The sequence below is a fragment of the Commensalibacter sp. M0268 genome (genome assembly GCF_016101925.1).
Classification (GTDB): domain Bacteria; phylum Pseudomonadota; class Alphaproteobacteria; order Acetobacterales; family Acetobacteraceae; genus Commensalibacter; species Commensalibacter melissae.
Genome location: NZ_JACFPQ010000001.1, coordinates 57,302 through 71,016, shown reverse-complemented (window position 1 = coordinate 71,016; position 13,715 = coordinate 57,302). Strand labels below are relative to the sequence as shown.

General features: G+C 31.0%; 11 protein-coding genes. 8 read left to right on the top strand and 3 right to left on the bottom strand.

The window, feature by feature from the left end; genetic code table 11:
• The first annotated feature begins 92 nt into the window (after positions 1-92).
• The 3 genes from cbiE to cobM are packed head-to-tail and all read left to right on the top strand — an operon-like array spanning position 93 to position 2,432.
• Positions 93-1,298, top strand: a complete 1,206-nt coding sequence (gene cbiE, locus H3R28_RS00330; RefSeq protein WP_155580828.1) for a precorrin-6y C5,15-methyltransferase (decarboxylating) subunit CbiE — start codon at positions 93-95, stop codon at positions 1,296-1,298.
• A complete protein-coding gene (locus H3R28_RS00325) occupies positions 1,243-1,680 on the top strand; it encodes a cobalamin biosynthesis protein (protein ID WP_198209439.1) in 438 nt (145 codons plus the stop codon). Before cbiE ends, H3R28_RS00325 begins: the two co-directional genes overlap by 56 nt.
• Entirely contained in the window at positions 1,677-2,432 is a 756-nt protein-coding gene (cobM, locus tag H3R28_RS00320; RefSeq protein ID WP_198209441.1) for a precorrin-4 C(11)-methyltransferase, read from the top strand. Before H3R28_RS00325 ends, cobM begins: the two co-directional genes overlap by 4 nt.
• A gap of 560 nt (positions 2,433-2,992) precedes the next feature.
• Here the strand turns inward: cobM and H3R28_RS00315 are convergent.
• Complete coding sequence (locus H3R28_RS00315; protein ID WP_198209443.1) at positions 2,993-4,729, bottom strand: glycosyltransferase family 2 protein; 1,737 nt, start codon at positions 4,727-4,729, stop codon at positions 2,993-2,995.
• Between the two features lie 144 nt (positions 4,730-4,873).
• Here H3R28_RS00315 and H3R28_RS00310 point away from each other — a divergent pair, with 144 nt between their 5' ends.
• From H3R28_RS00310 to H3R28_RS00290, 5 genes are all read left to right on the top strand, one after another.
• Entirely contained in the window at positions 4,874-5,824 is a 951-nt protein-coding gene (locus tag H3R28_RS00310) for a hypothetical protein (protein WP_110438529.1), read from the top strand.
• Between the two features lie 188 nt (positions 5,825-6,012).
• Complete coding sequence (locus tag H3R28_RS00305; protein WP_198209445.1) at positions 6,013-7,893, top strand: discoidin domain-containing protein; 1,881 nt, start codon at positions 6,013-6,015, stop codon at positions 7,891-7,893.
• A gap of 47 nt (positions 7,894-7,940) precedes the next feature.
• On the top strand, positions 7,941-8,315 hold the full coding sequence (locus tag H3R28_RS00300) for an HAD-IIIC family phosphatase (protein WP_198209447.1): 375 nt from the start codon (positions 7,941-7,943) through the stop codon (positions 8,313-8,315).
• Positions 8,312-9,934, top strand: coding sequence for a capsular biosynthesis protein (locus tag H3R28_RS00295; RefSeq protein WP_198209449.1), 1,623 nt, complete (start codon positions 8,312-8,314; stop codon positions 9,932-9,934). The genes H3R28_RS00300 and H3R28_RS00295 overlap by 4 nt, the downstream gene beginning before the upstream one ends.
• Positions 9,934-10,659: a glycosyltransferase family 2 protein gene (locus H3R28_RS00290; RefSeq protein WP_198209450.1), complete on the top strand. Its 726-nt coding sequence runs from the start codon at positions 9,934-9,936 to the stop codon at positions 10,657-10,659. Before H3R28_RS00295 ends, H3R28_RS00290 begins: the two co-directional genes overlap by 1 nt.
• A gap of 36 nt (positions 10,660-10,695) precedes the next feature.
• On the opposite strand, the gene H3R28_RS00285 is transcribed toward H3R28_RS00290, so the two are convergent.
• A complete protein-coding gene (locus tag H3R28_RS00285; protein ID WP_198209452.1) occupies positions 10,696-12,465 on the bottom strand; it encodes a glycosyltransferase family 2 protein in 1,770 nt (589 codons plus the stop codon).
• Positions 12,466-12,507: 42 nt separating this feature from the next.
• Positions 12,508-13,623 carry a DUF3644 domain-containing protein gene (locus H3R28_RS00280; RefSeq protein WP_198209454.1) on the bottom strand — a complete coding sequence of 372 codons (1,116 nt, stop codon included), beginning with the start codon at positions 13,621-13,623 and terminating at the stop codon, positions 12,508-12,510.
• Between the last annotated feature and the right edge of the window lie 92 nt (positions 13,624-13,715).

Below are 13,715 nucleotides of genomic sequence, written 5' to 3'. Positions count from 1 at the left end.
TATGTAAATAGATTACATGATTTTTTCAATTACCCCAGCTATAATTCATTTCCGTTACCTGATAAAATTAATAAGTAGTTTTTGTAAATAATATGGCTTACCCTTTTCTTAGCATTATTGGTATTGGCGAAGATGGTATCAACTCCCTTTCCGATCAGGCTCGTAGATATCTAAAAAACGCATCTTACGTTTTCGGTGGTAAGCGTCATTTGAGACTGGCAAACACCCTTATTCAAGGTCAAACAGAAATATGGTCGTCGCCCATTCAAGAATCCATAAACAAAATCAATAACCTTAAACCTGAATCAGTTGCAATTATTGCGTCAGGTGACCCGTTCTGGTATGGGATTGGTCCTTTAGCCGTACAATCCTTAGCTATCAATGATTGGCAAAGTTTTCCCACCCTTTCATCCTATAGCCTTGCCTGCAACCGGTTAGGTTGGTCAGGACAAACCATTGAGACAATCTCCTTATGTGGTCGCTCGTTGGAAACCTTGCGCCCAGCCTTAATACCGGGTCGTAAAACACTTATTTTATCCGAAAATGAATCAACACCTCATAACGTCAAGGCATATCTGGAAAAATGGCAAATCCCATATAAATTATTTTATATTCTTGAAGCACTTGGTGGACCGCGGGAACGGATACGTTCTTTTTTATTAAAAGAATCCCTGCCCGGAATAATTGACCCTTTAAACATGATTGCCCTCGAATTAGACCGGTTTGAAGGGCTTCCCTATTGCCATGGACGCAAAGATTCCTATTTTCGACATGATGGTCAATTAACAAAGCAATATATCCGCACGGCAACTTTATCAGCATTGCAACCTTTTCCTGGCGCTTTGTTATGGGATATTGGCGCGGGATCCGGTTCCATTGCCATCGAATGGATGTTAACCCATCCCGGCTGTAAGGCCATTGCCATTGAATCACGTCATGATCGGGCTGTAAAAGCAAGGGAAAACGCATATAGTCTGGGTGTCCCCTCCCTGAAAATCATTGAAGGCAAGGCCCCCGAAGTTTTAGATAAACTGCCACGTCCTGATGCCGTTTTTATCGGAGGTGGATTAACAGCACCTGATCTTTTAAAAACTGTATGGAGAAACCTTCATCCTTATGGACGGCTAGTTATTAATTCCGTAACGACCGAAAGCGATCAAATTCTTTTTCAAACTCAACAACAATTGGGCGGAACAATCAGCCGCCTTCAAATCCAGCATTATGAATCTTTAGGGAATTATCATGGTTTCAGACCCGACCGTACCATTACCCAATATTGCGTCACGCGCCTCCCCTGACACTTTATTAATTGGTCTGGGCAGTCAAAAAAAAACAAATGCCAAACATATATATTGTACACTGCAAGAAATTAAACGAAACTATCGGGCTTCTATTTATTTAATTGCTGCGCCTGCTTTTAAACAAAAAGATAGCACTTATCTAATCCTGCAACATCATTATAAACTACCCATTCAATTCATTGCATTAGACACGCTCAAAAATCTTCAGTCCCAATGTCAATCTTATTCAAACAGAATTTATGAACTAACCGGTTTTGGTGCTGTTTCAGAAGCCTGTCTTTTAGCCATTATGCACGAAAAAGATCATTTACTGATGCGAAAGATGATTTATAAAGGAATTACCTTATCTTTAGCCTATAAAGGATCCTCAACACCATGACCGTCCATTTTATCGGGGCAGGCCCAGGGGCTGCTGACCTTATAACATTACGTGGGAAAAAGCTTTTGGAACAATGTCCAGTATGTCTTTACGCCGGATCTATTATTCCTAAAGATATTCTGAAATTTTGCTCTTTTGATACACAATTGATTGATTCGGCCCCTCTAAATTTGGATCAGATCGAAGATGAATTTGTAAAGGCAAATCAGGCAGGAAAAGATGTTGCCCGTTTACATTCAGGGGATCTCTCTGTTTATAGTGCTGTTGCCGAACAAATCCGACGACTTGAAAAACACGCCATTCCTTATACACTTACACCCGGTGTACCCGCTTTTGCAGCCGCTGCTGCAATCATAAAAAAAGAATTGACTATTCCAACAATAGCACAATCCATTGTTTTAACACGCATTTCTGGACGTGCATCAGTAATGCCAGAAAAAGAAAAATTAGAAACCTATGCACAAACTGGCACTACACTGATTATTCATCTCGCCATTCATCGTATTGAAGAAATTGTTCAGCGTTTGGTTCCTTTTTATGGAGAAAATTGTCCAATCGTCATCGCTGCGCATGTAAGCTGGCCAAATGAAAAAATTATACAGGGAACATTGGCCACTATTTTAAAAAAAATAAACGCCAATCCAATCCAACGTACTGCGTTAATTATGGTTGGTCCTGCTATGGGTAGTAAAAACCATATGGAAAGTGCCCTATATAATGTTAACTATCAACGTCGTTTTAAAAATCAATAATATTTATTCTATTCAATAAATATTAAAACCTTTTTCGATCATTTTTCAGTCCTTTGATTTTTATCACGTGTAATTATAAAAAAACAATTCATACAGAATGAAACCATTTTTTAAAACAAATCTCTTACCATTGCCAACATTAATTCCAGTTGTTGTGAACAGTAAATGCATTTAAAAAATTTTAAAATACAAACCTATTTTCATACAAAAGTAATTTGTGACAAGAAATTGCAAGATTTAACCCAGCAATCTGGATTCATATTACCCCTAAAATCGTATTCAGGAACTAAAAAAATTCATAATAATAAAATATTTAATGTTATCTCAAACTAACAACATATTCCGTTGGATCACATTCCCATACAATACTTTACGAAAAATTGAGTTAAACACCTTCGATCCTAAAACACTTAATCAAAATGCATAACATAAACAAGACACGACTAATAACCTTAACACATGTCAAAATTATTTTAATTCATTATTAAAAAATTAGGTAAAAAAATATATAAAATTTATCTTTACCTATTCTTGAAATTAACTTGATATAAAATTTAATTCTAAATTTTTACCTTTCTTTTCAATAAAGTATTCCAATATTCTTTAGTGGTTGTTTTTTTTCTAAATTGCAGCATTTGTTCCCTAAACTTACTTTGTCGCAAAAAGATACATAAATAATTTTTAATAAAAAATGTAATATAAAAAATTAAATGTTTTCTCTCAAAAAAATGTTTCTCACCACATTGTTTATGAAAATCATATACAATTACTTCACGTTTTCTTATAAAATCAGAAGGTCTACGATTAAATCCTTTTTGTGAAACACCTTGTTCAGAAGGTGAAAGAATAAAATTCAATAAAAATAACAAAATCTTTTTTCTTAACCTGATATGCGTATATTGATTTTCATGATAAACAAACCCTTCAACACTACTTTTCTTTTTAACAGAATTATAAACATTGACAATTCTTTGATGATTTTCATATGGATTTGCTTCATATCTACCTGAAATGAAATCCTCAACAGCCATCATATTCATTTTTAAGGCTACATAATTCCAAGTCGTAATATTTCTAATGAATTTGTTACGAAAAAAACGCATGCCAAATTCGATTAAATTTTGAGGCGTAGAAAATGAAAAAATCAATACATTACGCAGGAGATAGTAATCTTCCATAATCTCAGAGTATTTTTTGTAAAAAGGCTCATGCCAAACACAAATTCCAGGCAATGACAATATTTTAGCATTACAACGTCGAGAAAATTCGATATCATCACCACGGATAAAAATTGGCAACGGCATTCCATAATCTTTTAAATGCTGGGTTGAAAATGCACAAAACCACCAACCAGCAACACCATTAACCAATCCACAAGTCGCATTTTGTAAAATTTCCCCATACAAACGCAGGTCTTGACAATGACCCTGATGATGCATGCCATAATTGTCAATGATTGTATTTCTTTCATATTGCAACCATTTTTCATCTAAAGAAAACATGGAGCCAGAAAGAAAAATATTCTTATATTTACTGGCTATAAAACTATAAAAAGCATAAGTTCTAAATACGGACTCAAAATTTAACTCGATATCATCATCCATGAATATAATATGAGTACAGCCCATCTCAGAGGCCATTAATGCAGCTCTTGTAAAACCGCCCGCCCCACCATAATTATCGCTATTTTCCAAATGAATTATATCATTATTTTTTATATTTATTTTTTTTCCATTATTAGAAATAAAAATTAAACTATTTATTTGTGAATTAACAATACCTTCATGAATTTTCTTAACATTTTTTGTTATATAATTTTCTCTATTATATGTACAAAAACAACATCCTAATTTTACATCCTGTGTCGGTTCATCTTTGGTATAAAAAAATATTTTTTTCAAAACAACAACATCTTCACATGAAGCCAATCGACAATAAACAGCATCATATTTTGACCAGTTTTCAATTGTTAAATTCACTTCATTAGTAAAATAATGCGATAGTAAGTTAACTTCATAGGAATGTGCCAATTCTTGTTTAATCCCATATACTTCTATCTTTGCTTTACCTTTTACAACCACCCCAACATTTAAATCTTTAATATTCGTATACTTAACATATTGTTTGGAAGGAAAGATATTATAATAAGTGTTAAAAGACACATGTGAAAAAGCATCAATATAAATATTACCATCCTGTATAACAACATCTTTTGGGCATCTGAAAAAAATTTCATTTTCTGCAACATATGGAGTTTCTACGCCCCAAGAAAAATTATGTAATATGTGCTTTTCCATTAAAATTGTTCCTTTCTTTTTAAATCATAATTATTTAAAAAAATATCAAAAATCAATTTACTTTCTTATAAGAATAATTTTAAGCTCAATATAAAAATTTATTGTTTTTATATTTTTAAACACATTATTAGGGTTAATATAGTAATGATTTATGTTTCTTTGCTCGTTCATGAAAATATTGATGTAATCATTAATCAAATTGATAATTTAAACAAATTTTATTCTAACTGCATCATAATCATACATATTTCCAAAATTTCGAAAATAACAACAAATAATTTAAATGAAAAAATAAAAAATTTAAAAATCAAAAATGTTATTATCAATAATAACCAAACTGACACATCATGGGGAAATGTAATAGCAGGGCATATTGCCAATATTGAGTATATTAAAAATATGAAAGAGAGAGGCATTATCGTATTTCATGCATCAAATGATATGCTTATTTCCAATAAAGTTGAAAATTACGTTTCTACCACAAAATCTGCCTATAATTTAAGATTGGTTTTACCCGGATCTTATTGGTGGCCTGCACATATGGTTTTACAGGATAAGATTTTCACTAACTTTGTTAACTCTTTTAATTCAGGCGCTATCTTTGCATCACAAATAGAAGGATCCTTTTATGAAACAGATGTTTTATTCGAAATTATAACCCTTATTAACAAACACAATTTGCTGGATACTAACTATCACTACACTAAAGAAGAAATATTTTTTTCAACGCTAGCTCATTGCATAGGATATCAACCCAATGGATTACCCTATATTTTTTCAGAAGTTCATGATTTTGATAGGATACTATGGAGTAAATTTACAAAAATAGACAATAACAAATTTCTTAATCCATTCATTAAGAATAAATTAAAAAAAATCTTAAATAATAAACTGTTTAAAAAAGGTGATTACAAAATTAATATTAAAACGGTTCTATCTCTCCTAAATAAAGATACAGATTTCCTTCAAAAAAAAGAATACCTTAATGATGGCAATTATATTTGGCAAATTTATGATAAAAACCATTTATATGGGGTTAAAAGAATTAATAGAAATATTTGTGATCCTGTCAGGAAGTTTATTTCTAATTTGTAATTAGATTACAATCTATCATTAAATCAACAGTAAATTTGATTATGATCATTAATTATTTTTGTTGATATAACTTTTATTTAATATCAATTAAGGTTAATGTATCGAAATATAAATCTTCATATATGTTCAAAATATTAAATTTTCATAAGATTTCTACATCAGTTTAACAATTAAAGACATTAAAAATAATGATGCAAAAAATATGGTTTCCTTCTAAAGTTTTTGACTTAGGAAAAGAAAATACAATTGATACACTTCATATCAATAACTTTAATAACAATGATATCAGTATTCCTTTATTTTCAATATTCTTATCTAACAATAACCAAGATTGGGTATGTTATTATACACAACCCAGTCATCATTGGGATAATCCAACCGAATTTGATATTCATTTAAGTAAAAAGGTTCAAGCACAGTATATTAAATTTCAATTAAATTCTAAAGGCAATTTAGATAAATTGGAAATAACACTGGACAATAACCACATCGACAATAATGAAGAAATAATAAATATCTCCTCTTTTATAGAAAAAACAAAAAAAGAGGCAGCTAATAGCAGGGTAGTTATTAGTACATTATTCAATGAATCTGATGATTATTTAATGTTATATATTAATAACTTTCTTTTTTTTACACCAGAAAATGTTATTTTAATATTAAATTTTCCACATAATAGACCCATTCCTAAGGCTGCTTTAACAATTAGTGACCGTATTATCATCATTAATGGAGGATTTAAAAGACACAAATGGGGAAATACTCTATTATTAGGACATCTTGAAACGTTGGAATACGCAAAAAATAATCTTGTTTTTGACTACTTTTGTACAATGGCTTCAAATAGTCTTTTTGTAAGGCACCTTACAATATCCTCCATACTAAATCAATTGAATCAAAAAGCTTTAACTCCAATTGCCTCACAAAGATCTTACGATTATGATGTTGATCTTGACGCTGAAATCACTACTAATCATGGAACTTGGATGTGGCATCACTATAAATCTCTTCCCCAATTAAAAGAACATATCATTAATGAAATCGGACTTACCCGTATTTCAGCAACCCAAATCGAGGGATTATTTGCTCATAAAAAGGATTGGTTTTTAATTCTTGAAAAAGTTGAAGAGATAAAAAACTTGGCACCTTTTTTATCCTCTCATTTTTTCGTTGCACTTGAAGAAGTCATTCCTATTTCCATTTTCAACCAGTTCGGCTCTGGATATTATACTCATATCTGTTTTATGTTATGGACAAAACCTAACTATTTAATAGAAATCAAGGAAATTTTATCTATAGGATCACAATTACCAGATCATATTTCATCCATTAAATGGTTTCCGAGAGATTGTTATGCATCAACAACCTTGGCTGTTTGTACATCATGGGGAAGACAATTAATTGGACTAGAAAAAAAAGAAAGATTGCCTAACAAATTACAAGCTTCAATCATCCTTAATGATTTTTTGCAAGCCATTAAATCCAGAATACAGACATTGCCACTGACTGAAAAATGGAAACCGGATAAAAAAAAATCGACTTTAGATTTTCACTGGAATTATAATAATTATCCAGTGGAACGACAAAGATTTTATTTAGATATAGGTCAGTCCTTCACAGATTCAGAAGATCCAGAAACAGGACCTGCACACTTATTTTTTGAAAATACAAATCACCTTGTTGATTTATCCCTTTTTCTCATCGAGAAAAAAAATACCTGTAATATTTTACGCTATTTTTGTCTCACCTTTGATGCCCAGAAAAAAACTTTGGTTTCTAATATTTCCGAATTGGAGGGATATTTATATTTATCATCACAGCAAAAGAATAAATCAATAAAAATCTCAATCGATAAAAATAAGATGAATAACTATCATCATTATCAAAAATTATTTGAACGTTTTGTAGAACATACAAATATTGAAGGGCCTCATAATTATTTTGTAAGAAATTGGGATTTAAAGGAAGAAAATGAAAATAAAATAGATTACTATTTTCTTAATTGCCAATGTATTGGTACCCCAATTATTTCAAACAATTTAATTGAAGTTGAAATGTCAATTTTTTAACATTTATATATAATTTTATACATATTAATAATGAATTGAATATTTATATGAAACGTTTGGTTTTCGACCTTGATGATACCTTAACTATTAATACTTCGGGTGTTTCTTATGCTGACAAACTCCCGAATCTACCAGTTATTCAAAAATTAAGGGAATACAAGAAACAAGGATTTGAAATTATTATTCAAACAGCCAGAAATATGTATACTTATAACGGTGATATTGGAAAGATTAATGCCAATACTTTACCAATTATCATTGAATGGTTAAAAAAACATGAAGTTCCATATGATGAAATTTATGTAGGAAAACCATGGTGTGGAAAAGAGGGATTTTATATTGATGATCGTGCCATACGACCGTCTGAATTCATTTCAATGTCTTTTGATGAAATTACAAAATTAATTGAAACAAAAAAATGACTTCATCTTGCGTAAATATTATCACTTCTGCTGCATATGTGAATCAAGAACTGGCAGCCGAATTTGGTTTAATTCCCCCTTCCTTTCTACCTTTGGGAACGGGAAGATTATTTGAAATACAGGTTAAAAATTTTAGAAAAAACTTAATTGAAAATTCACTAATCTACCTGACTTTGCCTGATAGCTTTATTGTTACTCCCTATGATAAACATACTTTAAAAGAAAAAGGTATAGTAATCGTTTCTGTCCCGGATGACATGTCTCTAGGAAATTCCCTAGTATATACGATTAATGTCATCAATGCATACAATTCGAACATACGTATTTTACACGGTGATACAATTCTTGATGATATTCCTCAAGAAATGGATATTATTGCAAGTTATCCTGATGGTGACGATTATTCTTGGGCAGTTATCAATCAAGCTGATGATAAATATATTAAAAATCTTGAAACCATCAAATCAACCAAAGATGAAAATAATTACCGTCCAGTAGCTTGTGGTTATTTTTCTTTCTCAAAGGGGAATGAACTGATCAAGTCCTTATGTCAAGCACGTGGAAATTTCATTGAGGGAATAAACTTATATAACAAACATCAGCCCTTAAAAATGAAAGCTATTAAAAACTGGTATGACTTTGGACATATTCAGACTTATTTTCAATCAAGACGTTTGGTTACAACTGCAAGGGCCTTTAATTCACTCCAAATTACCTCAAATACAGTTAAAAAAATTTCTTCTGATTCTTTTAAGATGCTTGCTGAAGCAGAGTGGTTGGGATCAACTCCACCAAATCTAAAGCCCTTTACCGCTCGTCTTTTCGAATACGGACAAGATAATGACAAAACATTCTATTCCACTGAATATCAATACACACCAACGCTAGCTGAATTATTCGTATTTTCAGATATTGGAAAAGCTACATGGAACAAAATTCTGGCCTCTTGTACTGATTTCCTGAATTTATGCGCAAAACAAAAAGGTAAAAAAAAGCGGGACGATTACACTGCACATTTAGTAGGTAACAAAACCTTTGAACGTTTGAAACTCTTTTCAAATCAAACAGGTTTTAATATCATGCATGACCTCGTTTTCAATGGTAATAAATATCCATCATTATTAACTATTGCAAATAATTTGTCAGATTTTATTACAAAAAATCCTGAAGAATTATGTACAATCATGCATGGCGATTTTTGTTTCAGTAACATTTTATATAATTCACGCAATCGTCGTATTACAGTGATTGATCCAAGAGGATATGTATTTCCCCATATAAAGGAAAATTATGGTGATTTACGTTATGATATGGCCAAGCTATCCCATTCAATTAACGGGTTATATGACTTTATCATAACAGGACGCTATAATCTTATTAACAATAATCAATATGATTTCGAACTAACATTTGATTTATCATCTTCCCATAAATGGCTACAGACATATTTTAATAAAATAAATATTGCAAATATTACGGTTTCAAGCAAAGAAATCCAAGCTATGACCATAGCATTATTTTTGTCGATGTTACCTTTACATGCTGATCGCCCTGATCGACAAAAAGCATTTATTGCAAATGCCTTACGTTTATATTCGATATTTGAAAGAAAAGATTAATGATAGTTATTCCAATGGCTGGACTGTCCAGCCGTTTTTCAAAAGCTGGATATACGCAACCTAAATACATGTTGCCTTTAAATGGAAAAACAGTTTTTGCCCATTCAGTTGAAAGTTTCAAAGCATATTTCCAAGATACTCCATTTCTGTTCATTGCCCGTTCAATTATGAATACGAAAAATTTTATACAAACTGAAATTGACAAGCTTGGTATCAAAAAAGCAAATATAGTCATTCTAGATCATCCTACCGCTGGACAGGCAGAAACTGTAGAATATGGAATTCACAAAGCCGGTCTTGAAAATAACATGGCGCTTACAATATTCAATATTGATACCTTTAGAAGGGATTTTCATTTTCCCAAACAAGAATGGTTTAAACATTCTGACGGATATCTAGAAGTATTTAAGGGTGATGGTGAAAACTGGTCTTACGTGGAACCAGATTCTGAAAGTCAAGAGCCTATCGCGCTAAGAACCGCAGAAAAAAAACCAATATCCGATTTATGTTGTAACGGTCTTTATCACTTCAAGAAATCTGGAGATTTCCTATATGCTCTTCAACAAGAAAGAAAAACGCCTTCTACATCCGAATTATATATAGCGCCCTTATATAATTATTTAATTCAAAATAATAAAAAAATTCACTATAAACTTGTTAATAAAGATTGCATAACATTCTGTGGGGTTCCCGCGGAATATGAAGCTTTATGCAAAAACTCTTAGCTTTGATATAAAACTGGACTATGTCCAGTTAACCAATCATCTCTTGAATTGATAAACCTTTCTCCAAAATTTTTCTGTCATGATTTTTGGAACCTTTTGTCTATATTCTCTTTTTAATTTTTTGAATCTGGCAGCAAATTGAATTATCAATTTCAAACCTAAAAACAATTCGGAAAAAAATTTTTTTTTATTATATATCGCTACATAACCTTTATTATATTCACTTGAATAATATAATATATTCTTCTCTAGAAATATTTCATATGGGAAATGTTTTATTTCCTTTTTACTCAGAATAAGTCTGTCTCTAATAAAAAAATCAGGAAGAAAAAAACCATTGAAGGTCATAATAATAATGATTTTTTTCAATATGGGAAAACGAACTTGCCTGATAATTGGTTTTAGTTGATCTATATCAACATCATCCATTTTCTCTGCCGACAATACATTCGAAATGACAGGATATATATCCGTTAAGGATAAATAGCGTGTCCAGAATTCTGGACCTCGCATAACATGTTGCAAAGCAATGCTAGTAGCTCGGGCAGAAGCATAACGATAGGTTAAAATGGAAATTAATATCCAACGTATATAACGCCAGACATAAATCCATAAAGAACAATCTGAATATATCAAAGCCAAAGCAAAATTGGCCCTTACGCTTAAATATCGGGGTAAGGGGCCATCCTTGTAACGGAAATCCTCTCCAAAAACACATATGCCATTCACAGTAATGATATTAAAATGATTCATTAATCCGAAAAGCATATCATCTCCCTTAACAAAAAAAGGAAATGGAAAATAATTTACATCTTCAATCTTAAAGGCAAAATGCCACCAGGCACCATATTCAATTTTCTTTTTATCTAAATCAGTCGCTATAATAGTTTCAAATTTCGATATATCAAGACCACAATATAGCTGTATCAAGCTTAAGGGCTTATACTGGGCACCCTTCTCATGAATGATTGTCGATTCTTTTTCATATAACATGGTTCCAGCTATTGCCAATCGCTCCACGGCTGAATATTGCAATAATCTGAAAGTCTTGATTATAGATTCAATTTCACAACTGGCATCATCATCCATAAAAAGACAATGTGTATAATGATGATCTTTCAAATACAGTAATCCGCGTGTAAATCCCCCGGATCCTCCATAATTGAGATTAGAAATAACAATCGCCTCCCCTGCCTCTTCTGAAGAAACATCTTGAGAATTATCTACAATAATAAGGCCAATGTTGTTTTTAAAAGATTCATTGGATAAAAGCTGCGTTTCTATCCGCCGAATGGCAGGGATCAGATACTTTTTACGATTATAATGCGTAATAACTATTCCTAATTTTACATAGTTAACAGGATCTGTTTTGGTGCAAAAAGAACCACCCTGTATGAAACATTCGCCCTTTGTATCTATTGTAAAATGAAGAATGCCTTGTTTTTTCAATAAAAATGAGCAATCAATGCAAAAACAATCTTGATCTTTATTTAAATAAACTTGTTTTTCAATAACACGCTTTGATGAAGAAGGCTGGTAATTTTTGTCTGTCAACCAGAACCTCAATACAAATTCACCTTTTCCCTGTAACTGAAAATGAAGATCTTTGAGTTGGCAATATTTTCGCCATGTATTTAAGGAAAAATAATTGAAATATGTTCCAAAAGAAATTCTGCTATTTTTTTCAAGAATAATTCCATCATTTTCCGATAACGGTTGTATACCGCCTTTTTGAATATCAAAATATAATTTTTCTGAAATATCTGATAAATGATTATTAAAAAGCAGATTTTGAAGAACATGCATATAATATCGGACCCGCTTTCATTTAATGATTGATCTAAACACTTACCTTATTTTAATTTTGCTGATTATTTCTAATAAATTATTTTCTTTAATTTGGTTAATAATAAAATTTACCCATTCTTGTGAATATGTATATCTAGTAAATGATTTATGGTAATAGCAATATCTTTTATCGGTTTTTTCAGGATTGCGTTCACTTCCCATGGGTCTTACTTTAAAATGTTTCCATATCTTTACAAGATCCCTTGATGTTATATTTCTGTCAAGATCTTTATTAATTTGTTCATTAACTTTTTCAAGCACATCTGAAAATTTGTACGGATATTTTTTATCAGTATTAATTTCATTATTGAGAATATTAACTATTTTTATAGCCTCTTCCTCATTAGAATTAAAGAACCGATAATGAGCTTCACTTTTATTTGATTTATTTAATACGTAGCAAACTTGAAATTGATAATCCGTACTTTGTAATATTTCTGAGGGTTGTTTTTGCAAAGCCTGATCTAACGCTTTTATTTGTGGAGGAATATTATATTCCATTAACTGACTTAATTGACTAATTTCAGGTTTTACAAATTGTAAAGAAAAAGACAAATCATAAGATAAAGTTAATTGATTATCACCAAAGAATGAACAAAGATATTTATCAAAATTTAAACAACACGCCTGAAAAATAGAATACCATCTTTTTTCACCTTGACCCAATAAAGAATGCTCAACAGTGTTTCTAATTTTAATAATAGCTTTAAGATTTCTCTTTACACCTTCAGGTAAAAGTTCTTGATATTCATTGATCATCTGAATTAAAGATTTATTTCGCTTTTCATCAATTTTAATACTGTTTTCACCTTTATTACGACAAAAATATTCATGAAATAAATATGTCCAGGCAATATTTGCTAATACTACAAAACACTCGGTTTTAAATTTTATAGAGGTGCTATTAAATAAATGAACAGCTAATATCATAGCCTCCCTAGCCCTTACTAGGCGTTCATCCTCATAGTAATTTAAACCTGTTTTTGGATCATAATTACTTTTTATTAATTTAAAATAATCAACCTCATCTTTGGTAGCTAATTCTTGATTTTTATCTTTTTTAATTTCAGAAATTCGACCAGGATTAATAAGTGCTTTTCGATTAGTATTAATCAAATTTAAAATTTCTTGATTGCTTTCTCCATGTTGTAATAAATACTTTATAATTTTTTTTCAACTACAGTTAAAGATTTAAATGACATTTATTT